This is a genomic window from Amycolatopsis sp. M39 (assembly GCF_001651785.1).
In the GTDB taxonomy this organism is placed as follows: Bacteria; Actinomycetota; Actinomycetes; order Mycobacteriales; family Pseudonocardiaceae; genus Amycolatopsis; species Amycolatopsis rubida.
The window spans coordinates 66,210-91,696 of the sequence record NZ_LWSF01000031.1 but is presented as its reverse complement, the minus strand read 5'-3'; the positions used below and the strand labels follow the sequence as shown (position 1 = coordinate 91,696).

Here is a 25,487-nt window from a genome sequence, read left to right as displayed (position 1 = left end):
CTTCGGGACGGGTCGCCGGAGTCAGTCCAGTCGCATCCCGTGCCACACCAGGTCCACCAGTCCCTCCGTCTCGGCCTGCCAATCTCCTTCCGGAGTAAGGAAAAACAGCCCGCCGAGGCCGCGCATCAGTGTTTCCGTCTTCAGGTCCGGCCGGATGGTGCCCGCTTCCGCGTTCGCCTTGCGCAGGGTGTCGAGCGCGTCGAGCATCCGGGTGTACGCCTGCGTCGGCAGTTCGCTCCGCGACGCGCGCAACGCGTTGGCCAGTCCGCGTTTCGTCATCATGTAGTGCGCCAGGTGGTCCACGATCCAGACGCGCAGCGCCTGATCGGGGGGATGCTTGGCGAGTAATTCGGGCACGATCTCGACGAGCCGGTTCACCTCGCGTTCGTAAACGGCCAGCACCAGCGACTCCGGCGTGGGGAAGTGCCGGTACACCGTGCCGACGCCGACGCACGCCTCCTTGGCGACCGCGTTGAACGACACTTCTCCTGCCCGGCTCACGGTTTCCGCCGCCACCGCGAGGATCCGTTCGTGGTTGCGCCGGGTGTCCGCCCGCCGCGGGCTCACCGGCATCGCGCCTCCCGCGTTTGCTTCGCCTGCCTGACCTGGAGCTGCTCCAGCGTCACCTGGACCAGCTCCACTTCGTTGCGTAGCGGATTCTAATCCGCTAGCCTCGGTCAAAGCGAGCCAAGCGGATGAATATCCGGTTTACCTCCGGCGGCTCGTGTTCCCGAAGGGCCGTCACCACCACCATCACGCCGCAGGACGTCCGCCGCGGACGGACTGCGGGAAAGCGAACCCTACTGTGGACATTTCCCTTGAAGTCAATGGAAGAACCGAGCAGCTCGGCGTCGAGCCGGGAGTGACCCTCCTGGACGCGCTGCGCGAGCGGCTCGGCATCACCGGTCCGAAGAAGGGCTGCGACCGCGGTCAGTGCGGTGCCTGCACCGTGCACGTCGACGGCAAGCCGGTGCTGTCCTGCCTCACGCTCGCGGCCGCCGTGCGCGGTCCCGTCACCACCGTCGAAGGACTGTCCGCCGAGGACGAACTGCACCCGGTGCAGCAGGCGTTCGTGGACCAGGACGCGCTGCAGTGCGGGTTCTGCACGTCCGGGCAGGTGATGTCGGCGGTCGCCGCGGTGCGCGACGACGTGTCCGACGTGCGCGAGTTCATGTCCGGCAATCTGTGCCGTTGTTCGGCGTACCCGAACATCGTGCGCGCCGTGGAGCAGGCGAGGCAGGCCGATGCGACCGTTTGAGCTGACCGCACCCGCCACCGTCGAGGACGCGCTGGGCGGCGCGGGCACCTACCTCGCGGGCGGCACCACCCTGGTCGACCTGATGAAGCTCGACGTCCTCACGCCGCAGCAGGTGCTCGACATCAACGACCTGCCGCTGCGAGGCATCGACACCGCGGACGGCCTGCGCTTCGGCGCGCTGGAGCGGATGGGCGACATCGCCGCGCATCCCGGCGTGTACCTGGCGATCTCGCGCGCGTTGCTGCTCAGCGCGTCGCAGCAGCTGCGCAACATGGCCAGCATCGGCGGAAACCTGATGCAGCGCACGCGGTGCTCGTATTTCCGGGACGTCGCGATGCCGTGCAACCGGCGTTCGCCGGGCAGCGGCTGTTCGGCGATTTCCGGCGTCAACCGGATGCACGCGATCTTCGGAGCCAGCGATTCCTGCGTGGCCACCCACGCCAGCGATGTCGCGGTCGCGCTGGTCGCGCTCGACGCGGAGGTGGTGCTGGCCGGCGCCGAGGGCACCCGGACGGTCGCGCTGACCGAGTTCTACCGGCAGCCGGGCGACACCCCGGAAATCGAGCACGACCTGCGTCCGGGCGAGCTGATCACCGAGGTGCGGGTGCCGCGGCTGGATTGGGCGGAGAACTCGACGTACGTCAAGATCCGCGACCGGCAGTCGTACGAGTTCGCGCTGTGCTCGGCGGCGGTCGCGCTCGACGTGCGCGACGGGAAGATCGCCGACGCCCGTGTGGCGGCGGGCGGAGTCGGGACGGTGCCGTGGCGGCTGCCCGCCGTGGAAGAGGCGTTGCGCGGCGCGGAGCTGACCGAGGAAGCCTTCACGGCCGCCGCCGCAGTGGCCGTCGAGGGGGCAAAGCCGTTGTCCGGCAACGTGTTCAAACCTTCGCTGCTGAAGCGGACGATCGTCCGCGCGCTGCTCGAACTGACCGAAGGGAGCCGGGCATGAGCGCGCGGCTGGACGGTCCGCGGAAAGTCACCGGCCAGGCCGATTACGCGCTGGACCGCACGTTCCCCGGCATGCTGTACGGGTACATCGTGCTCAGCACGATCGCGCACGGCGAGATCACCGCGATGGACGTGACCGCGGCGAAGAGCGCGCCCGGGGTGGTGAGCGTCTACAGCCCGTTCGACCCGCTCGAACTGCACCCGTTCAAGTCCCAGCTGATGGGGGACTTGTGGCTGCCGCTGCACGACCGGGACGTGATCTTCTACGGACAGCCGATCGGGCTGGTCGTCGCGGAGACGTTCGAACAGGCGCGGGACGCGGCGGGGCTGATCGAGGTCTCCTACCAGGAAAAGCCCGCGCTGACGTCGATGGAGGACGGGCTCGCGACGGCGGAGGACGCACCGGAGAGCCGGGGCAGCGCACCGTCGATCGAGGTGCTCGCCGACGGCGTCGAGTCCATTGCGGACGCACTGGCGCAGAGTTCGGTGGTCGTCGCGGAGACCTATCGCACCGCGACGCAGAACCACGCCGCGATGGAGCCGCATTCGGCGGTCGCGAAGTGGGACGGCGGCGAACTCTCCCTCTACAGCGGAAACCAGGCCAGTTACCTGCAAGCCACGGAAATGGCCGGGGTGCTGGGCATCGAGCCGTCGGCCGTGCACGCGGTGAACCCGTACGTGGGCGGCGCGTTCGGTGGCAAGGCGGGCACCTCGGCTCCGGGGATGCTGGCCGCGGCCGCCGCCAGGGCGCTCGACCGTCCGGTGAAGTGCGCGCTCACCCGCGAGCAGGTGTTCACGGCGACGGCGAACCGGCCGGCCACGGTGCAGAAGATCGCACTGGGCGCGGATCGCGACGGCACGTTGATCGCGGTGCGGCACGACTCCTGGTCGGCCACGTCGATGAGCCGGTCCTTTGTGGAGCCGACGTCGCACGGCACCTCGCGCGAGTGGTACGCGACGCAGAACCTGTCGATCAGCCAGAAAATGGTGCCGCTGCACATCCCGCCGGGCACGTTCATGCGTGCGCCCGGGGAGGCCTCGGGTTCGTTCGCGCTCGAAAGCGCTGTCGACGAGCTCGCGATCGCTTTGGACATGGATCCGATCGAACTGCGGAGGCGCAACAGTTCGCTCGCTCCTCCCGGGGTCGATCTGCAGTGGTCGAGCAAGCACCTCGACGAGTGCTACGAGATCGGGGCACAGCGGTTCGGCTGGGCGAACCGGTCGCCGCGGGGGCACGTCGACGGGGACTGGCTGGTCGGCATGGGCACGGCGACCGCGATGTTCCCGGGGCTGCGCTTCCCGGCGACGGTCGAGATCGTGCTCAACGCGGACGGGACCGCGGACGTGTCCACCGGCGGAGCCGACCCGGGCACCGGGCTGCTCACCGTGCTGGCCACGATCGGGGCCGAATCCCTCGACATCGACCCGGAACGCGTCACCCCGCACCTCGGCGATTCCCAGTTCGCGCCGGGCGGCATGTCCGGCGGCTCGACCGCCACGGCGAGCACCGGCACCGCGATCATGCTCGCGGCCACCGAACTGCTCGACGAGCTGGTGGCGCTCGCCGCCGAGCCGGGCGCGCCGTTCGAGGGCGAGGTCGTCACGTACGCGGAAGGGCTGCTGCACGGCAACCACGGCACCATGCCCTTCGGTGAACTGCTGCGTGCGATCGGCCGGGAATCCTTGTCCGCCAAGGGATCTTCGGCCCCGGGCGAGGAGATGACGAAGCATTCGTTCAGCTCGTTCGGCGCGCAGTTCTGCGAGGTCCGGGTGCACCGGCTGACCCGCGAGGTCCGGGTGTCGAGGATGCTGGGCGTCTTCGACGGCGGCCGGATCATCAACCCGACGCAGGCACGGAGCCAGCTGTCCGGCGGCATGATCTGGGGCGTGTCCGCGGCGCTGCACGAGGGACTGGAAACGGAGCCGAGCGGACGTCCCGCGAACGCGGACTTCGCGAGCTATCTGCTGCCGGTCAACGCCGACATCCCGGAAATCGACGTCCAGTTCGTCGAGTACCCGGACACGTTGCACAACGCGGTCGGAGCCCGCGGAGTCGGCGAGATCGGCGCGGTGGGCATGGCGGCCGCGGTGGCGAACGCGGTGTGCAACGCGACCGGGATCCGGGTGCGGAGCATTCCGATCATGATCGAGGATCTGCTGGTGGAGTGACCGGGAGGGGACGTCCGGGTGCGGGCGTCCCCTCCCGGGTAGCCGGGGCTGACGGCGCTCGGCGGGTTTGCGGGGCACCGGGGGAGCACGCCGGAGTGCGGAGTGCGGTGTGGGCTGGTCTCGGTGCGGTGGCGGGTGTGGTGTGTGCTGGTGAGTCCGCGGCGTGGCGGGCGAGTACCGGCGGCTGCGGGAGCGGCTGATCACCGCGCTGCGGGGCTCGGCGATCCGCGAGATCGCGCCCGGCGATCCCGGTCCGGACACCGCGGCGCGCGCGAAGGTCGCCTGGTGCGCGGGAGAGCATCGGGGATGTCGCATCCTTCCGGAAATCGCCGAACCCGGTCTGCCTGCCGCGCAAGCGAAACACCTGGGAGGTGCCCGCCTCCCTCGCGGACACCCACCGCCGCGACGCTCAGCCCGGCAGCTGAGCCCCGTCCGGAAAGTCGGTGGACCGGCTCAGCTCCGCCCATTCCGAGATCTCCTTGTCGACCGCCGCGCGGCCGTTCGCGATGAGGCGGAGGGCGTCGGAGCCGAGGACCAGGTGCGCGGGCGGGTTCGGGACGTCGAGGACGTGCAGCACGGCTTCCGCGGCCTTGCGCGGGTTGCCGAGTTGTTTGCCGCTGGCCGCGAGGCGGTGTTCGCGGACCGGGTTCATCACCTGGTCGTAGTCCGGCACCGAACGGACGGTGCGGACCATCGACCGGCCCGCCCAGTCGGTGCGGAACGACCCCGGCGCGATCGCCGTGACGTGCACGCCGAACGGAGCGACTTCCTTGCCGACCGTTTCGAGAATGCCTTCGACGGCGTACTTGCTGCCTTGATAGAAGGACGTGCCCGGCACGGTGATCAGCCCGGCCATCGACGTGACGCCGAGGATGTGCCCGCGCCTCCGCCGCCGCAGGTACGGCAGCACCGCCTTCACCGTCGCGACGACGCCGAACACGTTCACCTCGAACTGCGCGCGCAGCTCAGCCATCGTCGACTCTTCGAAGACACCCTCGTGGCCATACCCGGCGTTGGCGATGACTACGTCGATCGGGCCTACCTCGGCCTCGATCTCGTCGACGGTCTGGAACACCGCGTCGTCATCCGTGACATCGAGGATGCGTGCGAGGGACTTCCCCGGCTGGAGCTGCTCGAACTCCGCAGCGTCGGCCTGCTTGCGCACGGTGCCGACGACGGTGTGGCCGGCCTGGAGCGCGGCCTCGGCGAATGCCCGGCCGAGGCCCGAGCTGGCGCCGGTGATCAGGAAGAGCTTGGTCATGCAGCCGACTTTACACCGCGTTGAGAAAAATCTGCACTGCGTCAAAAATAGTCAGCGTGATAGAACGTGCAGGTGGAAGAGCGAAGCACTCGCCGTCGGACCGCTCCGACCAAGGGGGATCTGCGCGAACGCGCGATTCTCGACGCGGCGGAGCAGCAGCTGAACTCGACGGGCGGGGCGGGCATGACCGTCGCCACGATCGCGCAGGACGCCGGAATCACCCGGGGCGCGCTCTACTTCTACTTCGGGTCCAAGAACGAGGTGCTCGCCGCGCTGGTCGAGCGGACGGTGACCGAACTGCGCGCCGAGGTCGACGCGGTGGACACGGCCGCGTCGGCTCCCGGCGACGCGGTCCGGCAGGGGATCGAGCGGACCGCCCGGATGTGGCGCGAGCACGGCACGGTGATGCGCACGGCGGTCGAGCTCTCCCCGTCGGTTCCGGCGATCGACCAGGCGTGGCGCTCGGCGGTGATCGCGCTCGCCGACACCATGGGGGGTGTCGCCGAGCGCGCCGGACTGCCGTCCGGAACCGCGGCGGAGGTCGCCGCGGCGCTGGTCTGGATGACCGAACGCGTCTTCTACCAGGCGTTTGTCGCGGACAGCTCGCTGGACGACGCGGCGGCGACGCTGACCCGGGTGTGGCTGTCGGCGCTCGGCATCCCGGCCTAATCCACCGCGATGGCCCGTACCAGGTCCGGTACGGCCTGCGGCACGTAGTCCCTGGTCGAGAAGACGCCCGCGGCGTGACCCCGATCACCGCCGCGACGAGGAGACCGTCACCCGTGTTCTGGGCGGGGGTTGCGAGGCAGGCCGAGGTCGTGCCCGCATGGACCAAGCGGGGGCGACATTGGGGCAACGACGGCTCTCCGGGCGACTTCCGGGCAACGTCATTCGGCGCTTCACGTCTTGAGGGTTAGAGATTCGCCAAAAGACACGGGGAGCATGAAATGGGATTCACCGCGATGAAGTCGATGAAGCTGGTCATGGTCGGCGGGGCGGTCGCCGCGACTGCTTTGCTTTCCGCGTGCAGCGGAAACAATGTCGACGGAAATGGTTCCGCGGCGAAGAACGTTTCCGCCGCGGCGGCCGTCAAGCAGAACCCGCAGGGCGGTTCGGCCGGTGCGGCGGGCACCGCGGCCACGTCGAACGGCGATGTCAACTGCAGCAAGCTCGGCGGTCAGGTCGGCCCGGCGGACGGTCCGAAAATGGATCTGATCGCCGTGCAGAGCAACGACGGAACCATTCCGGGCTGTACCGAAGCATTCGATGTCATGATGAAGTACTACGAATTGGCGCCGACGCAGGGCGAGGGTCCCGGCCGCCGGGTGCTCGACATCGACGGGCATTGGACCTGTGCGCTGGGCGCGGGAGACGAATTCGCCCAGGGCGTCGTGAATTGCGGCAAGGACGGCGGCACCGAGTTCATGATCAAGACCGCGCCGGCCGGGGGCACGGGTGGCCAGCAGCCCGCCGCCCCGGCGCGCCGCTTCCCGAACACGACGCAGACCGTGCAGTTCACCGGGTTCGACCGTTCGGTCAACATGGCCCAGTTCCAGCTGATCACCTGGCAGAAGGGCGGTCCGGACAACGGCCACTCCGTTCCCAGCGACCCCAAGATCTACCGCCTGCCGGTCAGCAAGACCACCCAGGTGTTCGGCGCGGCCGAACTGTGCCCGGGCAGCGAGGTCGCCCTCGACCCGCAGGGCCGCGGCACGAACCCGTGCACCGAGCAGGCCCTGATGGAGGCGCTGACCGGCCCGACCCCGCCGCAGGCCGAGATCCACGTCGACAAGAACGACAACATCGACGTCGTGAAGGAGCTTTACCGTCCCTGAGCGGATGACTGACGCGAACCGGCGGCCGGGTATTCCTGGCCGCCGGTTCGCGTTACGCGTCGAGTTTCCGCTGCCCGGCATCGAAACTGCGCAACGCGGCGCAGACGGCCGCGGCGACGGTGATCTCGTAGACCTCGTCTTCCTGGTATTTCGTGGTCAGTTCGGCGAAATCGGCATCCGTGAGCCGGTCAGACGCGTCGCGGACCTTGGCCGCGAACGGCCGCAACGGCGCGGGCAAGCCGTCCCCGCTCGCCGCCGCTGTGCGAAGCGCCTGGTCGGTTACCGCGGGCGCGGTGAACACGGAATACCGCATGTTCTCCACCGGATCCTCGTGCTTGCCTGCCGGACCATCGGCGAGCAGGAAGCCGGGGAACCGGTACCCGAATTTGTGCAGGGCACGGGTTCCGCTCTCCAACTGGCCTTCGCGCAGCACGAAGCCGAACGCGTTCGCGAGCCGGTTCACGATGTTCCACACCAGGTTCACCCGCAGTGCCTCGCGAATCGCCTCCGGCGGAAGATCCGGCAGCACGATCTGGTCCGGATTCAGCGTGACGGTCTCCAGGAACGCCCGAACGGTGCGCACCTCAGGCCGCGCCGCGTCTGGTCGCGACGGGTCGATCTCGCCTTGTCCGGCGATCCTGGTCAGCTCCGCGTGCGAGTCGATGCAGAACGGGCACTCGTGCAGCAACGCCGTTGACATGGCGAGAAATTCGCGTTCCCCGGCCGTCCAGTACGACGGGCCGCGCATCGCCGGAGCGGTGAGATCCAGCAGCGTCCGGGTGAGGAAACCGGGACGGTACAGCAGCATCTTCACGATGTCCGGCGGCTGTTTCGAGGTAACAGACAGGAACAGCCTGGCCCGCAGGCGATGTCCGTTGTCGAGAATGGACAGTCTCATCAGGACTCCAAGATGGCTAAGCGGCCCGCGAGGAAACGCCGGTCGGCTGGATTGACAGCGAGTTCGCGGGCCCGCCGGTAGGCGGCCATCGCCTCGTCGGTGCGGCCGAGGCGGCGCAACAGGTCGGCGCGTGCGGCGTGCATCAGGTGATACCGGTCGAGCCCGTCGATAAGCGCCAGACCTTCTTCCGGGCTGGTGGCCATGGCGACCGCGACGGCGTGGTTCAGTGCGATCACCGGCGACGGACTCGTTTCGTGCAACCGCTGATACAACCCGGCGATCGCCGCCCAGTCGGTGTCCGCCGTGGAACGAGCCCGCGCGTGCTGCACGGCGATGGCGGCCTGCAACTGATCCGGCCCAGGCATCTGGAAGCGCAGTGCACGGTCCAGCAACCTGATAGCTTCGGCGATTTCGCTGTAGTCCCAACGACTTCGGTCCTGGTCTTCGAGCAACACGAGGTCGCCGTCCGGTGCGTAGCGAGCGGCGGTGCGCGAATCGTGTGCGAGCAGCAGCGAAACCAGGCCGAGCGCTTCGGGTTCGTCCGGCATGAGCGTCGCGACCAGTTTCGCCAGCCGGATCCCTTCCTGTTGCAGCTCCCGATGTTCCGGAGCGGTGTACCCTTGAGCGAAGATCAAATACAGCACCGCCAAGACCCCGGACAACCGCTCGGGCAGCAGATGATCGGCTGGCACGGCGAGGCTGATCCTGGCGTCGCGGATCTTGCGTTTGGCCCGCACCAGCCGCTGCGCCAGCGTCGCTTCGCTGACCAGGAACGTCCGCGCGATCTGCCCCGCGGTCAGCCCGGCCACTGCTTGCAGGGTCAACGCGACGCGCGCCTCGGCGAGCGCGGGGTGGCAGCAGGTGAAGACGAGGCTGAGCCGTTCGTCGCCGATCGCGAGCAGGCTGTTCTCGGACGGTTCCACCGCGGCCTCCGGCTGTTCCCCGAGCTGAGCGAGCTTCTCCCGACCGCGGCGGGCGCGCCGGAGCCGGTCGATCGCGCTGTTGCGGGCGGCGGTCAGCAGCCACGCTACGGGGTCGTCCGGCGGCTCGCCGCCCCAGTAGCGCAGTGCGAGCGCGCACGCGTCCTGGAGTGCGTCCTCGGCGAGTTCGAAGTCGCCGAGGACGCGGACCAGCGCCGCGAGCATCCGAGCCCGGTGCACGCGGTAGGTCCTCCCGCAACGACGAGGCCATGCCTGGTGCGAGAGCCCTGGCACGCTGGCGACCGGGCGCACCTCGACGGTGCCGACCGCGGCCATCGGGCACAGTGCGGCGAGTTCGAGAGCTTCGTCGAGGTCGCGGCAGTCCAGGACGTAGACGCCGCCGAGATGCTCGTGGGTCTCCAGGAACGGCCCGTTGGTGATCAGCGTCTTTCCCCGTGGACGCTGACCGTGGTGGCGGTGTGCTCGCCTTGCAGCGGATGCTCGGTCACGTTCGTCCCGCGCCGGCGGCATTCGTCGGCGAACGCGTTCACCCTGGCCAGCGCGTCCGGGAAGGCCGGATCGCCGGGTTCCGGGCGGCCGCAGTTGTAGATCACCGGCAGGTACCGCAGGTGTCCTCCGAGGGCCGGTCCGGCGAGTTCGTCAGCGGAAGACGAACGCGTCGACCGTAACTCGACAGCACGAGCCGGGCTTCCCGGAAATTCCCGGAAAACGGAGAACGGCGGGCCCGGGGGAGCCCGCCGTTCTCGCGAGGAGGGGATCAGCCCTTCTGCCACAACGCTGGCGCGTTGGGCGGTTCCCAGCCCTGCTGGGCGGTGTGGCCTTGCCTGCACACGTAGCTGACCCCGTTGAACGTGACGCGAGTGCCTGCGGGGTACGAGGTGCCCGCGGTCCAGGACGTCCCGCCGGGCTGACCGGTCGGCGACGTCGGACTCGTCGTGGGCCCGCCGGTCGGCGTCTGCTGGACGTTGAGCACGAAGTCGAACGCGGCCTCCTTGGCGTTGTTCGGAGCGTCGCGGACGGTCATGAGCAGCCGCGAGTCGAAGATCGTGTCGGTGTTGTTCCGCGGCTCGCCCGGGAAGTACAGCTGGGTCGTCAGGATCGGCTCCCCGGGGGCCTGGACCTTGACGTGGATGTGCCGCGTCCGGCCGGGGTAGAGGCCGGGCACGATCGTGGACAGCTTGAACTCGCCGAGGTCGTTCGTGTACTGGTGGCCGCGGAAGGTGTAGCCGACGTTGTCGTAGGCGCCGTTGACGTCCGCCTGCCAGAAGTCCAGCAGCGCGCGGCCGATCGGCTGGCAGGACAACCCGAAGACGTAGCCGCTCACGGTGAGCCGCTGGCCTGGGGTGTTCTGGTCGACGAGCACGCCGCGCTCGGGCGAGTTCGGCTTGAAGTACGGGCCCTCGATCTGGTCGACGGTCGGTTCGTCGCCGTCGTGGCAGTACGGGGTCGGCTCGACCTTCTGCCCGCCCGCGAAATTCGTGCGGGCCAGGGCGGGACCGCCGACGAGTGCGACCGGTGCGGCGACTCCGGCGGCCAGCGCGGCCTTGAGCACTGCCTTGCGGCTGAACTTTCTGTCTTCGTCCATGCCTGCTCCTCGGTGGGGGCTCGGGATTCCCCTCGACGGTAGGGAGGAGATCAGCCCGCGGCGATGGACGGAGTCATGCAGTCGTGGTGAATCTTCGGGGCGGTGTCGCCGGTCCGGCGGAATCCGCCGGGGCTCAACCCGGTTTCGCGCCGGAAGAACCGGCAAAAGTAGGCCGGATCGGCGAATCCGACGCGGCTGGCCACCTGCCGCACGGACAGATTCGTCCGCAGCAGGAACCGTTTCGCCTCCTGAGTCCGCGCTTCGCGGACCAGTTCCGCCGCGGTGCGCCCGGTTGCCGCCTTGACGGCCTCGGTGAGGTAGCCGGGAGTGACGCCGAGCCGTTCGGCGTGCGCGCGCACCGACCAGAGTCCCAGCTCGGATTTTTCGGCCTGCTGCGCGAATTCCGCCGCTACCGCGCGGGCGCGGGCGGGTGCCGGCGCGGGCGGGATCCCGGGGAGCCGTCCGGCGCGCACGATCAGCACGTGCAGCAGCGCGCGCAGCACGGATTCGCCGTCCTCGCCGCCGCGGCGGAATTCCTCCTCGAGTTCGGCGATCAGCCGCGCGGTCCGGTCGTGCTCGGTCCGGTCCAGTTGCAGCCACGGCCGTTCGCGCAGCCTGCGCAGGGTTTCGCGGTCGGCCGGATGGTCGAAGAGGAAATCGTCGGTGAACAGCACGAGCGATCCGGCGAGTTCGCTCGCCTCCCAGTGGTGCACCTGGCCCGGTGTGACGACGCCGAGGTGCGGCGGGCGCAGCTCCCACCGCGTCAGGTCGACCACGTGCGCGCCGGTCCCTCCGGTGACGAGCACGATTTCGTGGAAAGTGTGCCGGTGCGGGAATTCCGCCCGCGACAACGGTCCGACCGCGTCGAAAGACCCGACCGCGAACGGCACCGCGCCGGGTGCGGGCACCTCAAGCCGGTGCAGCGGAAGTTCACCGGTTTTGACCGGTCGGCAGCACATTCCCGGGGGCACCGTCGTCCCTCGCATCAGTCCGTCCTTTTCGCCGGTTTCGGAACGAAAAGTCTAGACCAATTTCGCTGCGGACACCTCCGCCGGAAGTATCAGTAACTCGGTGGAGTGACGCTCACCAGGAAGCGGGCGGTGGTCCGGCCGTCGTTGCGGAAGCGGTGCGGGATGGTCGAATCGAAGTGGCAGCTGTCGCCGGTCTTGAGCACGTGCGTCTGCTCGCCGACCTGGACGGTGAGCCGTCCGGCGATGACCACCACGCATTCCTCGGACGGATGCGAGCGCAGTTCGTCGGACGAGACCCCGCCGGGTTCGAGCACGCCTTCGAGCACCTCGAGCTTCGCGCCGCCCGGCGAGGCGCGGGTGTAGGTGATCGCGTGGTGCGGCGAGGAGATCCGGTACCGGTCGTCGTGCCGGATCACCGCGACGGTTTCCTCGTCCGGCTCCTGGAACAGGCTGAACAGCGGGATGTCGAGCACCTCGGCGATCCGCCGCATGGTTTCCAGGCTGGGGTCGGTGACGCCCCGCTCGACCTGGCTGATCAACCCGGTCGACACTCCCGCCTGGTCGGCAAGCTGGCGCACGGTCAGCCCGCGCAGGGTGCGGAACTCGCGGATCCTCGTCACGGTCACCCGATCATTATCGTCAAACGGTGCTTCGGCGCAGGTCACCGGCCTCCGCGGGTCCCGCTGGGCGGTCCCCCGCCCCGACCTCGACCGCGGTTCGCGAGGGCGGCCGGGTCACCAGGCTGACCGCCACCGTCACGATCAGGTTGACGACGAGCGCGGGCAATCCGACGACGGTTCCCGCCGGCATGGTGTGCGCGACGAGCGAGCCGAGCGCGGGCACGCCGACGATCAGTCCGCCGCACAACGCACCCGCCGCCAGCCCTGGCGCGGTGACCCGGCGCCACAGCATCGAAAGGAACAGCGCGGGAGCCAGCTGTCCGACGGCGCTGTACACGTTCGTCATGATGCTCAACAGCTTTTCGTTGCTGTGTGCGACAAGAAGTACGGAAAGCGCGGTGAAAACGAGAACTCCCACGCGCATCGCAGTCAGCGACGAGGCCCATCTCGCCGACCGGGCCCCGAGCACGTTGCGGGTGAACAGACTGCTGGCCGCGAGCACCAGCACCGCGGTCGGCACCAGCGCGACGAGAATGCCCGCGCCGCCGAGCAGTCCGATGACCCATTCCGGGTACTTCTCGCGGACGAAAATGAGCAACGACGCGTTGGCCTGTTTGCCGGTCAGCTTCGGCAGTGCGAGCACCGCGGCGAGCGCGATCATCACGATCAGGACGTAGAACAGCGAATACAGCGGCTGGACCACCTGATTGCGGCGGATCGTCGCGACGTCCTTCGCGCTGTAGGACACCTGGAACATGTGCGGCAGCGCGAACGAGCCCAGTGGCGTGAGCAGCAGGAAACTCATCCACCACCAGGTGTTCGTGGCCGTCGACCCGTGGAGTCCGGGCAGTGTCGCGCCGCTCGGATGCGCTTGTTTCATCGCGTCGAACACGCCCAGCGGACCGCTGACGCCTGCCGCGTCCGCCGCGCCGATCGCGACCACGAGCAGGATCGCGATCAGCAGCACGTCCTTGACGATCGCGGTGAACGCGGCACTGCGCATCCCGCCGACCAGTACGAATCCGGCGACCAGCACCCCGCCGGCGATGACGTAGGCCAGCGACGGGACCTCGCTGCCGAACAGGCTCGCCAGGATCAGGCTGAGCCCGGTCAACTGGACCTGCGCGTACAGCAGCAACGCGACGATGCCGAAGACCGCGACCAGGCCGCCGAACCAGCGGGCTTCGAAGCGGGTGGTGAAGTAGTCGGCCATGGTGACCAGGCCGTGCTGCTTGCCCGCGCGCCAGATCTTCGGCACCACCCAATAGCCGACCGCCGCGGTCAGCACGACCGTGCCGAGGACGTAGAACCCGGGTGCGCCGTCGCTGAACACGCCCTGTGACGCGCCGAGCAGCGCGAACGTGGTGAACGTTTCGCCGACCAGCAGGAACCAGAACAGCCAGGTGCCGAACCGGCGTCCGCCGACGGACCATTCCTGCAGATTCATCGCCCGGCCGCGCGCGGCGGCGACGGTGCCCCAGACGATCGAGCCGACCGCGATGAGAAGAGCGAGCGCCAGTGCCATCGCGTCACACCCGGTCCAGGTCGCCGCGGCGGCGGTCGATCGCGTAGACGAGACCGATCGCGCCCGAGCCGATCAGCACGCCCGCGGTCATCCACACCAGCAGGAACGGGATCGAGCCGAAGACGTAGCCGATCCGGTTGACCAGCGGGATCGCCGCGACGCACCACGCGAACGGGACGACGAGCAGCAGCCAGTGCCATCGGCGTTTTCCGGGTCGGGTCATGATCGCTCCTCAGCTACCCGCGTCGCCATGTTCAGCCTGGATGAATGTGCATCAGTGTGAGCGATGAGTTGTGTCGCGTCAATGACGACAATCGGAGTGACGCGAGAGAGGCTTGCGCAGTGGAAGTGTGCGCTGTTCACTGTGGCTGACGGCAGCTCTCGCGGAGGTGACTCGTGGATCCCGACCGGTTCCGTGCCCAGTTCCCCAGTTTGGCCGACACCACGCACCTGGCTTCGTGTAGTCAGGGCGCGGTTTCCGCGCAGGTCACCGCGGCGTTGGGGGAGCTGGCGTATTCGCTGCGCGACCAGGGTGCGCCGTGGGGTCCGTGGATGACTGAAGTCGAGCGCTTGCGCACTGCCGCGGCAGGTTTCCTCCACGCGCAACCGGACGAGATCGCTTTGGTGCCCTCTGCGTCGCACGCCGCTTTCCAGGCGGTCAACGCGGTCGACTTCGACGACGGCGGCGTGATTGTGTCGATGGCGTCGGAATTTCCGAGCGTCGGACAGGTGCTGCACGCGCGACGTCCGGCGCGCGAGCAGATGCGGTGGGTCAGCCAGGACGCGATGCGTTCGCTCGGCGTGATCGAGGCTTACCGCGCCAAGATCGACTCGTCGACTCGGCTCGTTTCGATTCCGTTCGCCTTGTACACCAATGGTTCCTTGCAACCGGTGAACGAGATCGCCAAGCACGCGCGGGCGGTCGGCGCCCGAGTTCTGGTCGATGCCTATCAGGCGGCCGGCGTCGTCCCCGTCGACCTCACGCGACTGGACTGCGACTACCTGATCACCGGCACCCTCAAGTATTTGCTCGGCCTGCCCGGAATCGCGGTGCTGTTCGCCCGCTCCGGCGTCGAAGACCACCAGCCGCCGCGGATGACCGGCTGGTTCGGCCGCGTCGACCCGTTCGACTTCGACCCCGCGCTCCTCGACGTCCCGGCCAGCGCCCGCCGCTTCGAATCCGGCACCCCCGGAATCCCCGCCGCCTACGTCGCCCGAGCAGGCATCGAAGCCCTCAGCCAACTCGACCCCGGGCCAGCCTGGGCGCACGTCGAACGCCTGGTCGCGGAAACGACCGAACGCCTCGCCGCCGCGGGCGAAACGCTGAACGGGCCCGCTCCCGACGCTCGCCCCGGCCCGCAAGTCGCACTGGTCGACGCCGATCCCGTTGCCCTGGCGGACTTCCTGGCCGCCCGCCGCATCGTCACCGCGCCACGCGGATCGAACCTCCGGATCTCCTTCCATTGCTACAACACCATCGACGACATCGACCGCCTGTGCACGGCGCTCGCGGAATACCGGAGGCACGCATGATCCTCACCGCCGCGCGGCTGCTGACCGATGCGTCCGCCCCGCTGATCCACGACGCCGCCGTCGCCGTCTCAAATGGCGTGCTCACCTATGCCGGACCACAGAATTCCGCTCCGGACGGCCTGGCGACCGACCTCGGCGACGTCACCCTGATGCCCGGATTGATCGACTGTCACGTCCACCTCTGCCAGGACCCGGGTTCCGGCGAAGTCACCCTGGAAATGTCCAGCGATCACGACGCACTGAGCCGCCGGATGATCGCCAACGCGCAGCGATTGCTGGACGCCGGGGTCACCACCGCGCGCGACCTGGGCGCACCCGGCACCCTGGGCACCCGGGTACGGGACCGCCTTGCCGCCACCCCGAACGCCACCCCTCGAATCCTCGCCGCGAACGCTCCGATCACCGTCACCGGCGGCCACGCCGCGTCCATGGGCGGCATCGCGGACGGTGTCGACCAGGTCCGTGCGACGGTCGAACAGCACGCGGAGGACGGCGTCGACCTGATCAAAGTCATGACCACCGGCGGCTTCATGACCCCCGGCAGCCATCCGTCGGAAGCGCGCTACACCGTGGACGAGCTGACCGCTTTGGTGGCCGAAGCACACGCCCGTTCGTTGCCGGTCACGACGCACGCGCTGGGCGTCGAAGGCATCGAACGAGCCGTGCTCGCCGGAGTCGACTGCATCGAACACTGTGGCTGGGTCACCCGTACTGGTACGGAATTCGATCCGCGAATCGCCGAGATGATCGTTTTACGTGGCATCGCCGTGAGCCCGACCATGAACACCGCCTGCACTGCGGCGGACTACATGTGCCCGTGGGACGAGCGCGACGCCGTAGTCGGCAACCTGCGCGCCCTGATCTCCCTGGGAGCCATCATCGTCGCCGGAACCGACGCCGGAATCCCGTTAGTGCATTTCGAACGCTACGCCGACTGCCTGGACACCTTCGCCGAAGCCGGAATGACCCCGCGGCAAGCGATCGCCAGCGCCACCTCGGTCGCCGCCGGCGTATGCGGCCTGGCGGACGTAACCGGTCGGTTGGCGCCCGGCCTCCGCGCGGACGTCATCGCGGTGGACGGCGACCCGACCGAGTCGCTGGCCTCGCTGCACCACCCGCGTTTCGTCCTGGCTGACGGTCTTCGCCACGAAATTCGCGGCACCGACCTGGGAACCGGCGATTCGGCCGCTCGGGAGCGAATCCGCCGAAACCTCGAACAGGGAGCCGGACGATGACAGAATGAAAGATCCGCTGTCCGGAGGGGGACTTGATGCTTTTCGACTGGACGCCACAGGCTGTGGTCTTCGACTGCGACGGCCTGCTGATGGACACCGAACCCTGCTGGTCCGTCGCCGAAACCGAGCTTTTCGCCCGTCGTGGCCTTCCGTTCGGGCCGGAGCAGAAGGCGCTGGTCATCGGCAAGTCGGTCGCTGCGGCGGCCGGCACGATGGCCGACGTGTTCGGCGAACCGGGCAACGGTCCCGCGATCGCGGACGAACTGCTGGCCATGGTGACCGACGTGGTATCCGCCAAAGCCGAAGCGATGCCCGGAGCCCACGACCTGGTCGAACTGGCCGCGGCCGCGGTGCCGGTCGCCGTGGCCAGCAATTCGCCCCGCGCGCTCCTGGAAGCCGCGTTGAAGCGAGGCGGCTTCGAGTTCTCGGTCAGCGTGGCCGCCGACGAGGTCGCCGCGCCTAAGCCGGCTCCGGAGATCTACCTGACGTCCTGCGCCCGGCTGGGCGTGGCTCCGGCGTCGGCCCTCGCGTTCGAGGACTCGATGACCGGCCTGCGGTCCGCCCGCGCCGCTGGCGTGCCAGTGGTCGGCGTCCCGACGCTGCCCGGCACCGAATTTCCGGCCGACGTCGTGGTCCCGTCCCTGCGAGACGCGGACCTCCTGTCCTGGATCCGGCGGTGGCGCTAACCACGCCTCGCGCCCACGTGAAGACCCGCCCGTCTCGTNCCGTCTCGTGATTGACTGGCGCGCATGGCCGTACTTCCGCATCCGAGCGCTCGGGGTCCGCGGTGACCTCCGAACCGGCTGCGGCAACCCGTCCGCGCAACCGCAAGCAGCTCATCGTCGAAGCGGCGGGCCGCGCCTTCAGCGAGCGCGGCTACCACGCGGCGTCCATGGAGGAAATCGCCGCCGCCGTCGGGATCACCGCCGCGGCGCTGTACCGGCATTTCCCGAACAAGTACGCCCTCTTCACCGAATGCGCCAACGTGATGGCAGACCGCCTCGTCGCCGCCCTCGACGCGGTGCCCGCTGCCGCACCAGCCGCAGACGTCCTCCGCCCACTGGCCCGGGTCACGCTCGCCCATCGCGAGTCCGGCGGCTTGTACCGCTGGGAAGCCCGCTACCTCGACCGGGCGGACCGTCGCGTGCTGAGCGCGAAATTCGCCCAAGTGGTCGCGCGCGTGACCGAGGTGGTGCAGCAGTCCCCGGACGCGGACCTCCGAGCCGTAGCCGCACTCGGCGCGATCGGCTCGATCACCATGCACCGCACGTCGATCGCCCACCACCGCGCGGAGAACTTGCTGACCGAATCCGCCCTCCGCCTCGCCACCGCAACGATCACCCCGACCGCGTCCTCGGTTGAGTTGCCCGCCCAGCCCGTCGCACGAACTCGCCGCGCGCAGATCCTCGCCGCCGCAGTGCCGTTGTTCGAGCGCGACGGGTTCGCGAACGTCACGAACGCCCGAATCGCCGAGGCGGTGGGCTTGGTGCCTTCCGCGCTCTACCGCCATTTCCCCAACAAAGCCGAAATCCTGGCCGCCGCCTGCCTGCAAGCCGCGGGACTTCTGTCGGAAGCCGTCGAACAAAACCTCCGCGGCACTACCGGCGCGCAAGCCCTGCCCGTTCTGGCCGCGACCTACGTGGCGTACAGCTTCGAACACACCGCCCTGACCAACGTCGCCGCCGCCGAGCTAGGCGGTCTGCCCGCCGCGTTGCAACGTCCGCTGATCCTCGCCCAACGTGAGCACATCGCCGTCTGGGAACAACAACTTCGCCTGGCCCGGCCGGATTTGGACGCGCGCCAAGCCCGCGTGCTGGTGCACGCGGGCTTCGGCGCGGTAGTCGAAACCGGCCGGCGGCTGCGGTGGGAGGACACCCCCGGCCACCGCGCCGCCGCTACCGCTTTCCTGCTGAGCGCACTGGGACTCTAGGCACCCGGCCGATTCGCCGCCGGGAGCGTGATCGGCGTCTGCGTGGGCGAGGTCCCGTTGTTGAGGTACAGCATCGAAATGCCGCGCACGAACTGGTCGAAAAGAGAGAAACTGCCCGGCATGATCTTGGACGCCCCCTCCCGGAACGCCACGTACGCCGGCCACTCAAGCCGGACCAATGCCGCCTGCGCGTAATCGCGGGGGAGGCCGAGCCAATCGCCCATCTGGTCATTGAGCAGATACCGCACCAGCTCGTTGACGAACCCGGAATCGAGCCCGAGCGTCGGCTTCTCGATGTACCCGAGCAACGTCTTCGCCAGGCTGACCCCTTCCTCGGTCGGCCCGAGCACCGGCCACAACATCTGCTGCGCCTGCGCTTCCGCGTCCGCCCACGTCCGCGGAATGAACTGCTCCTGGACGCCGAGCAGATGCAGCGCGACCTGCCAGGCATGCAGATCCGCGTCCTGCTCCGCCGTCGACAACGCGATGTTCCACTTGAGCATGTTGCTGCGCGCGAAGGTCGCCACGGAATGGAACGTCCGCAAAATGTCGCCATTGCTGATCGGCTTGGGCTGATCCGCGCCCGACTGATACTTCGCCGACGTCGGCAGCAAATTCCGCACCGCGGCGTGCACCAACCGAGTCTTATTGGCCGTAACGACGAAATGCCCGTCCGGTGCCCAAGCTTGTGAATTGTGCAGGTCGTAGCCAAACGTGAACGTCTTGGCCGCTCGCTGCTTCATGTCCGCGCCGCCGGCCGACCAGTAAACCGCCCGCGCCGCCCGCGGGATGACGGTGCTCATGATCCCGCTGCCGAGCGTCTCCGAGACGAACAGATAACTGCTCAGCCGGGTGTAAAGCTTCTCCGAAGCGGCGAGCTTGGCCGGATCCGCCCACGACGGCAGCTTGTTGACCTGCCGCAGATACGCCACCAGATAGTCCGGCATGCCGGCGGGCAACGGCGCGCTGTTGTCGATCCAGCTCTCCCACGCCGTATTGACCGCCGCCACCTTGCCCTCGGCCAGCACCGCCTTGGCGACCGCGTCCGCGGTGTCGTCCCACACCTGGAACGGATCGGCCCCCGTCCCGCTCCCGGCGATGGACCCCTTGCCCGACCACGCCCACGCGGTGCCGGTGGTGCCCGCCATCCCCGCGATGCCCAACGCCGCGCCGAGGGTCAGCGCCTTCCTTCTGCTGAGATTCTCCATGTACTTGTCTGCCTCTCTGGTAGGCGTCGTTGCCATCCCATCACCGGCCAGGGGCTGCTCGCCGCCCCCTGTCGACAGTCTCGGAAGAAGTGATTTCTCATTAACATAATGGTGCCGGACCGCTGGTGGCAAGAGGTGTCGCCGCTCCGGATCAACGACCGGCCGGGGCGCGGGAAGAAAACCCGGACGCCGGTCCGGGGCCAATCAGGACAGCCGGGCTGCTCAACGGCGCTTATTGGGGGGCCTTCTGCGAAGAACGGGAAATTCCGGCCAGTGGACGCACGGTCGCGTGCCCGGCCAGCCTCGTCGGGATGGTCGCAGGCAGGCAGATTCGCAGTCGGGCGGCGGGGCCTCGGCAGCCGGGATCGGGGCGAGAGCGTCGGGGCCGCCGGTTTCGAGCAGGTGAACGAGGTGCTCGGTGATGGCGTGCAGCGCTTCCTGCTCGCCGAGTTCCTCCAGCGAAAACTCGCCGTTGTCGACCAGGAGCTGCTCGGCGAGTGGCCCGAGTTGCACAGCTCCCGCAGCGGGAAGAGCTTGGACGAGCACGTCGAGCATCGCGCGCGTGCGGAACGGGCCGCGGCGGACTGCGTCCAGCAGGATCGGCAGCCCGGATTCCCGGCCGCCGCGGACGGCCATCCGGTCAATTCCGCTTTCGCGGCCGCCGAGGGGTAGTGCTCGGAGAGACAAGCCGAGCAGCCCGGCGGGTTCGGCCTCGGCCAGCTCCCCGATCAGCGGTGCGTGGCGGCCTTCGGCGACCAAGCGTGCGCGGACCGCCCGAGCCGCCAACGGAGTCAGGCTCACCAGTTCGGCGCTTTCGCCGGAAAGCGCGGTCCGCGGGCGGGCGTCGGTGTCCAGCGGCCCGCCGGGGCCGGAAAATCGGATCGGGCGCACCGGTCGTGACCGCGCCGAAGTCCGCGAGCGTGGCGAACACCCCGGCGCAGGTCCGTGCCAGACAGTTTTGTCGAGTCGGCCCACCGGCATCGGGTCGGGAAAGCCTTACGGAGTGTTGAGAACGTCGGGCAGCACTATGTCGATGATTTCGCCGAACAGCACGGTGTACTGGGGCACCCGGCGTCCTTGCACGACGAGTTCGGGGGAGGGCAGTGCGTCGAACGCCCGCGATCCAGAGGGCGAGACTGCCCCGGAGCAGCCGCGCGTTCCTCGCCACGCGCACCAGCTTGCCCTTGACCGCCCGGACGACACGGATCTCTTTCGCCAGCTCCGCCAGATCGGCGCTGCTCTGGGTCCGGTAAACCCGGTCGCCGATCGTCGGATCGATCCGGTCGCCGGTGTTCGGCAAGTCTGCCAGCTCGCGCGCGTCGGCCAGTTACCAGTGCGCGCAACCGGGCGACGACCGGTGTCCGCTCGGCCGTCGTCGCTAGCTCCGCGGCGGCTGCGGCACCGCGCGCTCACACTGGCCCCCGTCGAGGAGGTGCCGTGCGGCGATCTCTTCGAGCACTGCTTCGTCGTAGTCGAGGTTCCCCGCACGGACTTCGTTGAGAAAACCCTCCATGACGGCGTTGTCCGCGCGGGATCGAGGCTGTGCCGGAGCGCGTTCATCACCCAGAACTGGCCGCCTCCTCGGGATCGCCGACAGCGTCCGAGGCGTGTAGGGCAACAGGAATTCCGCGACCAGGCCGGTCGTCCAGTACTCCAGCCGCTCGCCGATGCTGTGGTGCCGGAACTCCCGAACTCCTAGGCGTGCGCGACCGGGCCGACATCGTCACCGGCACATTCGGCAAAGCCCTCGGCGGTGTGTCCGGAGGCTATGCCGGCGCTCATGCCGAAATCGTGGACCTGCTGCGGCAGCGCTCTGTTCTCCAACGCCCTCCCGCTCGCCGCCTTCCGCTCTCGGATGAGTCAGGCAGGCTTCCGCCTCCTGCCCGGCGAACATCCCATCGTGCCGGTGATGTTCGGCGACACAGGCGAGGCCGTCCGTCGCCGCACGCGCCAAAAACGGCTGACGAAACGCGAGTGGCCCGCCAGCGAGATCCTGGCGGGCCATGGCAACGCTCCACCCGTCGCGTCCGAATGCGGTCAGGAGCAGCAGCCCTCCGGACGGGTGGTCTGGCCGGTTTCCGCATCCGGGGTGCGGCACGTCGCCGCGGTGGCGAGTGCGGCGCTGTCGGTGCCGAAGGTCCGCGAATCGGCCTTGACCGTGTAGACCTCCCAGGGTTCCTGGCCGGGGCCGTGTACCCACACCTTGTCCTGGACCGCGTAGCAGCAGGTCGTATCGTCCTCGGTCAGCGTCTCCAGGCCCTCGCCAGTGAGGCGCTTGCTGGCTTCGCTGACCTGGCCGGTCGACTCCACCTCGACTCCGAGATGGTCCATGACCGTCGCCTGGCCTGGCTCGCCTTCCAGGAGCACGAGCTTGAGCGCGGGCTCGGCGATGGCGAAGTTGGCGTAGCCGGGCCGGAGTTTGGCCGGTTCGGCGCCGAACAGCTTCGAGTAGAAGTCGATCGAGCCTTCCAGGTCCCCGACCCGCAGCGCGAGCTGTACCCGTGCCATCTCGTCCTCCTTGAATAGACGTTTGTCGAATCAGCGTCGAGGCTGAGTTTGTCCTCTACTTAGAAAGGTGTCAAGATAGACGCATGCCGAAACAGTTGCCGGTCGTCGCGATGGACGCCTGTTGCTCCCCGCTGGCTCGCGAACCGCTCAGCGAGGACCAAGCCGTCGAGCTGTCCAAGCTGTTCAAGGCGATGGCCGACCCGGTCCGGTTGCGGCTGCTGTCGCTGATCGCCTCCCATGCCGGCGGCGAAGCGTGCGNCGTGCGTGTGCGACCTGACCGACGCGTTCGACCTGACCGGCCCGACCATCTCCCACCACCTCAAGGTGCTGCGCGAGTCCGGCCTGATCACCGGTGAACGGCGGGGAACCTGGGTGTACTACCGCGTTCATCCGGAGGTGCTTGCCCGCCTGTCGGCCGTGCTCGTCCCCGGCGACACTCCGGTACCGGCATGAACAGCGTGTCTCCCGGGGCGGTCGGCAAGCTGTCCACTTTGGACCGGTTCCTGCCCGTGTGGATCGCGGCGGCGATGGTCGCCGGGCTTCTCGCCGGCCGGTGGATTCCCGGGCTGAACACCGTGTTGTCCGCGGTGCGGGTCGACGGGATTTCGTTGCCGATCGCGCTCGGGCTCCTGGTGATGATGTACCCGGTGCTGGCGAAGGTCCGCTACGACCGGCTCGCCGCGGTGACGGCCGATCGGCGGCTGTTGTGGCCGTCGCTGGTGCTGAACTGGCTGATCGGCCCGGCGCTGATGTTCGCCCTCGCCTGGCTGCTGCTGCCCGGCCTGCCGGAGTACCGGACCGGGCTGATCATCGTGGGTCTCGCTCGCTGCATCGCGATGGTGATCATCTGGAACGACCTTGCCTGCGGCGACCGGGAAGCCGCCGCCGTGCTGGTCGCGCTGAACTCGGTGTTCCAGGTCGTCATGTTCGGCGTCCTCGGCTGGTTCTACCTCGTCGTGCTGCCCGGCTGGCCCGGCCTGCCGCAAGCGGAGCTGAGCGTTTCCGCGTGGCGGATCGCCAAGAGCGTGCTGGTGTTCCTGGGCATCCCGCTGCTCGCCGGCTACCTCTCGCGGAGGCTGGGCGAACGCGCGAAGGGCCGCGCCTGGTACGAATCCCGGTTCCTGCCGAAGGCCGGCCCGGTCGCGCTGTACGGCCTCCTGTTCACCATCGTGGTCCTGTTCGCGTTGCAGGGAGACCAGATCACCAGCCGTCCGCTCGACGTCGCCCGGATCGCGCTGCCGCTGCTGGTCTACTTCGGACTCATGTGGGCCGGTTCCTACGCGCTCGGCAAGGCGGTCGGCCTGTCGTACGAACGAACCACAACGCTGGCGTTCACCGCCGCGGGCAACAACTTCGAACTCGCCATCGCGGTCGCGATCGCCACTTTCGGTGCGACCAGCGGACAGGCTCTCGCCGGGGTGGTCGGCCCGCTCATCGAAGTCCCGGTCCTGGTGGCCCTGGTCTACGTGTCTCTCGCGCTTCGGCGCCGGTTCGCCGCCGGGTCCGCTCTGGCCGCGGAAACCGCGTCGTGACCGCTCCGGAGGAGCCGTTGTGCCCATCCCCGAAGTTCTCTTCGTCTGCGTCCACAACGCCGGACGCTCGCAAATGGCGGCAGCGCTCCTGCATCACCATGCGCAGGGCCGGGTCGTCGTCCGCTCCGCCGGATCCGCCCCGGCGGACACGGTCAACCCCGCCGTCGTGGCGGTCATGAACGAACTCGGCATCGATCTTTCGCGCGAGTTTCCCAAGCCCTTGACCACCGAGGGCGTCCAAGCGGCCGACGTGGTGATCACCATGGGGTGCGGTGACGCCTGTCCCGTGTTCCCCGGCAAGCGCTACCTCGACTGGCGACTCGACGACCCGGCGGGCCTTCCGGCTGAGCGGATTCGCCCGATCCGCGACGAGACAGCCCGGCGGGTCCGCGCTCTGCTGGCCGAACTCGCCGTCGCCTGGCCTGCTCCCTCTTCATCGTCCATCGTCGATGGACGATGAAGGAGGTGTGGCGTGCTGGACCGGGCTACCGCGGAGACCTACGCCGGCTGGTTCCGGGCGCTCGCGGATCCGACGCGCGTCCAGATCTTGCACCTGCTCGCCTCGGCGGGCCGCCCACTGGCAGTCGGTGAGATCGTCGAGCAGGTGAGCGTCAGCCAGTCGACTGTCTCGGCGCATCTCAAGGTCCTGACCGAATCCCGGTTCGTCCTCGTGCGGCCGCAGGGCACCGCACGGTTGTACCGGGTCAACGAGCAGTGTTTGTCTTGCTTCCCTAGCGCGGCTGACGTCGTCATGGGTCGCCCCGCTGCCCAGTTCGCCGACATCGCCTGCGAGGTGGCGCGATGAGACCGGACCAAGACGCGATCCGCGACCGCTACGCCGATGCTGCTCGGCGAGCGTTGGCGGGCGAAGCGCCCGGCCTGCTGTCCGGAGCAGGGGACACCGAGCGGCTCGGCGTCGTGCACTACGCGGCAGACAGCGTCCCCGAAGCAGTGGCGTCCACCAGTTTGGGATGCGGAAACCCGCTCGCCGTCGCCGATGTGCGCCCGGGCGAGACCGTCCTCGACCTCGGCTCCGGCGGCGGCCTCGACGTGCTGCTTTCCGCCCGTCGCGTCGGGCCCGCCGGCCACGCCATCGGCCTCGACATGACCGACGAGATGCTCGCTCTCGCTCGTCGGCACGCCGCTCAAGCGGGGCTCGGCAATGTCGAGTTCGTCAAAGGCGCGATCGAAGCTATTCCCTTGCCGGACAACACTGTCGACGTCGTGATCTCCAATTGCGTCATCGCCCTGTCCCCGGACAAACCGGCTGTGTTCGCGGGGATCGCGCGTGTTCTGCGTCCCGGCGGCCGACTGGGCGTGACGGACATCCTCGCCGACGAAACTCTGACCGACGCGGAGCGCACGGCCGCCGACGGGACTGTCGAATGTCTCGGCGGGGCATTGACGGCGGACGATTACCGCAGCTTGCTGCACGCCGCGGGACTCGTGAGCGTTGAGGTCCGGCGTACCCATGAAGCCGGACCCAAGCTGTACTCGGCGATCATCCGCGCCGGCAAGCCGTCCCACTGA

General features: G+C 68.8%; 28 protein-coding genes and 3 pseudogenes. 15 read left to right on the top strand and 16 right to left on the bottom strand.

Annotation, left to right across the window (positions count from 1 at the left end; all coding sequences use genetic code 11):
- Positions 1–21 precede the first annotated feature (21 nt).
- Positions 22–573, bottom strand: a complete 552-nt coding sequence (locus A4R44_RS39795; RefSeq protein WP_067593056.1) for a TetR/AcrR family transcriptional regulator — start codon at positions 571–573, stop codon at positions 22–24.
- Between the two features lie 232 nt (positions 574–805).
- On the opposite strand from A4R44_RS39795, the gene A4R44_RS39790 reads away from it, so the two are divergent.
- From A4R44_RS39790 to A4R44_RS39780, 3 genes are read left to right on the top strand one after another with little or no spacing between them, the layout of a single operon-like run.
- Positions 806–1,258 (top strand): (2Fe-2S)-binding protein, encoded by a 453-nt coding sequence (locus A4R44_RS39790; RefSeq protein ID WP_067593053.1) that lies wholly within the window; start codon positions 806–808, stop codon positions 1,256–1,258.
- Entirely contained in the window at positions 1,245–2,207 is a 963-nt protein-coding gene (locus tag A4R44_RS39785) for a xanthine dehydrogenase family protein subunit M (protein ID WP_067593050.1), read from the top strand. Before A4R44_RS39790 ends, A4R44_RS39785 begins: the two co-directional genes overlap by 14 nt.
- On the top strand, positions 2,204–4,375 hold the full coding sequence (locus tag A4R44_RS39780) for a xanthine dehydrogenase family protein molybdopterin-binding subunit (RefSeq protein WP_067593049.1): 2,172 nt from the start codon (positions 2,204–2,206) through the stop codon (positions 4,373–4,375). The genes A4R44_RS39785 and A4R44_RS39780 overlap by 4 nt, the downstream gene beginning before the upstream one ends.
- A 409-nt stretch (positions 4,376–4,784) precedes the next feature.
- Here A4R44_RS39780 and A4R44_RS39775 read toward each other — a convergent pair whose 3' ends face one another.
- The gene (locus A4R44_RS39775) at positions 4,785–5,636 is read right to left on the bottom strand and encodes an oxidoreductase (RefSeq protein ID WP_067593046.1); all 852 of its coding nucleotides are present in this window, start codon (positions 5,634–5,636) and stop codon (positions 4,785–4,787) included.
- Positions 5,637–5,708: 72 nt separating this feature from the next.
- On the opposite strand from A4R44_RS39775, the gene A4R44_RS39770 reads away from it, so the two are divergent.
- A complete protein-coding gene (locus A4R44_RS39770) occupies positions 5,709–6,305 on the top strand; it encodes a TetR/AcrR family transcriptional regulator (protein ID WP_067593104.1) in 597 nt (198 codons plus the stop codon).
- Between the two features lie 278 nt (positions 6,306–6,583).
- Positions 6,584–7,471 carry a hypothetical protein gene (locus tag A4R44_RS39765; protein ID WP_067593044.1) on the top strand — a complete coding sequence of 296 codons (888 nt, stop codon included), beginning with the start codon at positions 6,584–6,586 and terminating at the stop codon, positions 7,469–7,471.
- Positions 7,472–7,523: 52 nt separating this feature from the next.
- Here A4R44_RS39765 and A4R44_RS39760 read toward each other — a convergent pair whose 3' ends face one another.
- The 9 genes and pseudogenes from A4R44_RS39760 to A4R44_RS39725 all read right to left on the bottom strand — a co-directional run bounded on the left by A4R44_RS39760 (position 7,524) and on the right by A4R44_RS39725 (position 14,234).
- Positions 7,524–8,369: a hypothetical protein gene (locus A4R44_RS39760; protein WP_067593040.1), complete on the bottom strand. Its 846-nt coding sequence runs from the start codon at positions 8,367–8,369 to the stop codon at positions 7,524–7,526.
- Positions 8,369–9,625, bottom strand: a complete 1,257-nt coding sequence (locus A4R44_RS39755; protein ID WP_255366218.1) for an RNA polymerase sigma factor — start codon at positions 9,623–9,625, stop codon at positions 8,369–8,371. The genes A4R44_RS39760 and A4R44_RS39755 overlap by 1 nt, the downstream gene beginning before the upstream one ends.
- A gap of 21 nt (positions 9,626–9,646) precedes the next feature.
- Positions 9,647–9,712 (bottom strand): annotated as a pseudogene (locus tag A4R44_RS51410) (YciI family protein); the annotation flags it as partial.
- Between the two features lie 17 nt (positions 9,713–9,729).
- Positions 9,730–9,903 carry a hypothetical protein gene (locus A4R44_RS51405; protein WP_232791982.1) on the bottom strand — a complete coding sequence of 58 codons (174 nt, stop codon included), beginning with the start codon at positions 9,901–9,903 and terminating at the stop codon, positions 9,730–9,732.
- A 164-nt stretch (positions 9,904–10,067) separates the two neighbouring features.
- Positions 10,068–10,895: a carbohydrate-binding protein gene (locus A4R44_RS39745; protein WP_067593037.1), complete on the bottom strand. Its 828-nt coding sequence runs from the start codon at positions 10,893–10,895 to the stop codon at positions 10,068–10,070.
- Positions 10,896–10,945: 50 nt separating this feature from the next.
- Positions 10,946–11,881, bottom strand: a complete 936-nt coding sequence (locus A4R44_RS39740) for an AraC family transcriptional regulator (RefSeq protein WP_067593034.1) — start codon at positions 11,879–11,881, stop codon at positions 10,946–10,948.
- A 74-nt stretch (positions 11,882–11,955) separates the two neighbouring features.
- Complete coding sequence (locus tag A4R44_RS39735) at positions 11,956–12,492, bottom strand: helix-turn-helix domain-containing protein (protein ID WP_067593027.1); 537 nt, start codon at positions 12,490–12,492, stop codon at positions 11,956–11,958.
- 13 nt (positions 12,493–12,505) lie between these two features.
- Positions 12,506–14,011, bottom strand: coding sequence for a sodium:solute symporter (locus A4R44_RS39730; RefSeq protein ID WP_067593025.1), 1,506 nt, complete (start codon positions 14,009–14,011; stop codon positions 12,506–12,508).
- A gap of 4 nt (positions 14,012–14,015) precedes the next feature.
- Positions 14,016–14,234 carry a DUF3311 domain-containing protein gene (locus A4R44_RS39725; protein ID WP_067593022.1) on the bottom strand — a complete coding sequence of 73 codons (219 nt, stop codon included), beginning with the start codon at positions 14,232–14,234 and terminating at the stop codon, positions 14,016–14,018.
- A 173-nt stretch (positions 14,235–14,407) separates the two neighbouring features.
- Here A4R44_RS39725 and A4R44_RS39720 point away from each other — a divergent pair, with 173 nt between their 5' ends.
- The 4 genes from A4R44_RS39720 to A4R44_RS39705 all read left to right on the top strand — a co-directional run bounded on the left by A4R44_RS39720 (position 14,408) and on the right by A4R44_RS39705 (position 18,709).
- Positions 14,408–15,544 (top strand): aminotransferase class V-fold PLP-dependent enzyme, encoded by a 1,137-nt coding sequence (locus A4R44_RS39720; protein ID WP_067593019.1) that lies wholly within the window; start codon positions 14,408–14,410, stop codon positions 15,542–15,544.
- A complete protein-coding gene (locus A4R44_RS39715) occupies positions 15,541–16,779 on the top strand; it encodes an amidohydrolase family protein (RefSeq protein WP_067593016.1) in 1,239 nt (412 codons plus the stop codon). Before A4R44_RS39720 ends, A4R44_RS39715 begins: the two co-directional genes overlap by 4 nt.
- Positions 16,780–16,814: 35 nt before the next feature.
- The gene (locus tag A4R44_RS39710) at positions 16,815–17,465 is read left to right on the top strand and encodes an HAD family phosphatase (protein ID WP_067593013.1); all 651 of its coding nucleotides are present in this window, start codon (positions 16,815–16,817) and stop codon (positions 17,463–17,465) included.
- A gap of 101 nt (positions 17,466–17,566) precedes the next feature.
- The gene (locus A4R44_RS39705) at positions 17,567–18,709 is read left to right on the top strand and encodes a TetR/AcrR family transcriptional regulator (RefSeq protein WP_067593010.1); all 1,143 of its coding nucleotides are present in this window, start codon (positions 17,567–17,569) and stop codon (positions 18,707–18,709) included.
- Here the strand turns inward: A4R44_RS39705 and A4R44_RS39700 are convergent.
- The 4 genes from A4R44_RS39700 to A4R44_RS51970 form a co-directional block, all read right to left on the bottom strand.
- Positions 18,706–19,917: an oxygenase MpaB family protein gene (locus A4R44_RS39700; protein WP_067593007.1), complete on the bottom strand. Its 1,212-nt coding sequence runs from the start codon at positions 19,915–19,917 to the stop codon at positions 18,706–18,708. The genes A4R44_RS39705 and A4R44_RS39700 overlap by 4 nt on opposite strands.
- A 222-nt stretch (positions 19,918–20,139) precedes the next feature.
- Positions 20,140–20,808, bottom strand: coding sequence for a hypothetical protein (locus A4R44_RS39695; protein WP_067593003.1), 669 nt, complete (start codon positions 20,806–20,808; stop codon positions 20,140–20,142).
- Positions 20,809–20,913: 105 nt separating this feature from the next.
- Positions 20,914–21,120, bottom strand: a complete 207-nt coding sequence (locus tag A4R44_RS51400; protein ID WP_157905123.1) for a hypothetical protein — start codon at positions 21,118–21,120, stop codon at positions 20,914–20,916.
- A 175-nt stretch (positions 21,121–21,295) separates the two neighbouring features.
- Entirely contained in the window at positions 21,296–21,430 is a 135-nt protein-coding gene (locus A4R44_RS51970) for a hypothetical protein (RefSeq protein ID WP_255366217.1), read from the bottom strand.
- Between the two features lie 161 nt (positions 21,431–21,591).
- Here A4R44_RS51970 and A4R44_RS51395 point away from each other — a divergent pair.
- A pseudogene (locus tag A4R44_RS51395) lies at positions 21,592–21,856 on the top strand (glycine C-acetyltransferase); the annotation flags it as partial.
- A gap of 98 nt (positions 21,857–21,954) precedes the next feature.
- Here A4R44_RS51395 and A4R44_RS39690 read toward each other — a convergent pair.
- Positions 21,955–22,425 carry an ArsI/CadI family heavy metal resistance metalloenzyme gene (locus tag A4R44_RS39690; protein WP_067593001.1) on the bottom strand — a complete coding sequence of 157 codons (471 nt, stop codon included), beginning with the start codon at positions 22,423–22,425 and terminating at the stop codon, positions 21,955–21,957.
- A gap of 83 nt (positions 22,426–22,508) precedes the next feature.
- Here A4R44_RS39690 and A4R44_RS39685 point away from each other — a divergent pair.
- The 5 genes and pseudogenes from A4R44_RS39685 (at position 22,509) to A4R44_RS39665 (ending at position 25,487) form a co-directional block, all read left to right on the top strand.
- Positions 22,509–22,878, top strand: a pseudogene (locus A4R44_RS39685) (ArsR/SmtB family transcription factor).
- Complete coding sequence (gene arsB / locus A4R44_RS39680) at positions 22,875–23,957, top strand: ACR3 family arsenite efflux transporter (protein WP_067592998.1); 1,083 nt, start codon at positions 22,875–22,877, stop codon at positions 23,955–23,957. Before A4R44_RS39685 ends, arsB begins: the two are co-directional and overlap by 4 nt.
- A gap of 19 nt (positions 23,958–23,976) precedes the next feature.
- Positions 23,977–24,417: an arsenate reductase ArsC gene (locus A4R44_RS39675; RefSeq protein WP_095213902.1), complete on the top strand. Its 441-nt coding sequence runs from the start codon at positions 23,977–23,979 to the stop codon at positions 24,415–24,417.
- 12 nt (positions 24,418–24,429) lie between these two features.
- Entirely contained in the window at positions 24,430–24,762 is a 333-nt protein-coding gene (locus A4R44_RS39670; protein WP_067592995.1) for a helix-turn-helix transcriptional regulator, read from the top strand.
- Complete coding sequence (locus A4R44_RS39665; RefSeq protein ID WP_067592992.1) at positions 24,759–25,487, top strand: methyltransferase domain-containing protein; 729 nt, start codon at positions 24,759–24,761, stop codon at positions 25,485–25,487. Before A4R44_RS39670 ends, A4R44_RS39665 begins: the two co-directional genes overlap by 4 nt.

Coding starts and splice junctions, on each gene's coding strand:
- A4R44_RS39795 (WP_067593056.1), bottom strand. CDS start 573: ATGCCGGTGAGCCCGCGGCGGGCGGACACCCGGCGCAACCACGAACGG.
- A4R44_RS39785 (WP_067593050.1), top strand. CDS start 1,245: ATGCGACCGTTTGAGCTGACCGCACCCGCCACCGTCGAGGACGCGCTG.
- A4R44_RS39780 (WP_067593049.1), top strand. CDS start 2,204: ATGAGCGCGCGGCTGGACGGTCCGCGGAAAGTCACCGGCCAGGCCGAT.
- A4R44_RS39775 (WP_067593046.1), bottom strand. CDS start 5,636: ATGACCAAGCTCTTCCTGATCACCGGCGCCAGCTCGGGCCTCGGCCGG.
- A4R44_RS39765 (WP_067593044.1), top strand. CDS start 6,584: ATGGGATTCACCGCGATGAAGTCGATGAAGCTGGTCATGGTCGGCGGG.
- A4R44_RS39760 (WP_067593040.1), bottom strand. CDS start 8,369: ATGAGACTGTCCATTCTCGACAACGGACATCGCCTGCGGGCCAGGCTG.
- A4R44_RS39755 (WP_255366218.1), bottom strand. CDS start 9,625: ATGGCCGCGGTCGGCACCGTCGAGGTGCGCCCGGTCGCCAGCGTGCCA.
- A4R44_RS39745 (WP_067593037.1), bottom strand. CDS start 10,895: ATGGACGAAGACAGAAAGTTCAGCCGCAAGGCAGTGCTCAAGGCCGCG.
- A4R44_RS39740 (WP_067593034.1), bottom strand. CDS start 11,881: ATGCGAGGGACGACGGTGCCCCCGGGAATGTGCTGCCGACCGGTCAAA.
- A4R44_RS39730 (WP_067593025.1), bottom strand. CDS start 14,011: ATGGCACTGGCGCTCGCTCTTCTCATCGCGGTCGGCTCGATCGTCTGG.
- A4R44_RS39725 (WP_067593022.1), bottom strand. CDS start 14,234: ATGACCCGACCCGGAAAACGCCGATGGCACTGGCTGCTGCTCGTCGTC.
- A4R44_RS39715 (WP_067593016.1), top strand. CDS start 15,541: ATGATCCTCACCGCCGCGCGGCTGCTGACCGATGCGTCCGCCCCGCTG.
- A4R44_RS39710 (WP_067593013.1), top strand. CDS start 16,815: ATGCTTTTCGACTGGACGCCACAGGCTGTGGTCTTCGACTGCGACGGC.
- A4R44_RS39700 (WP_067593007.1), bottom strand. CDS start 19,917: ATGGAGAATCTCAGCAGAAGGAAGGCGCTGACCCTCGGCGCGGCGTTG.
- A4R44_RS51970 (WP_255366217.1), bottom strand. CDS start 21,430: ATGGAGGGTTTTCTCAACGAAGTCCGTGCGGGGAACCTCGACTACGAC.
- A4R44_RS39690 (WP_067593001.1), bottom strand. CDS start 22,425: ATGGCACGGGTACAGCTCGCGCTGCGGGTCGGGGACCTGGAAGGCTCG.
- arsB (WP_067592998.1), top strand. CDS start 22,875: ATGAACAGCGTGTCTCCCGGGGCGGTCGGCAAGCTGTCCACTTTGGAC.
- A4R44_RS39665 (WP_067592992.1), top strand. CDS start 24,759: ATGAGACCGGACCAAGACGCGATCCGCGACCGCTACGCCGATGCTGCT.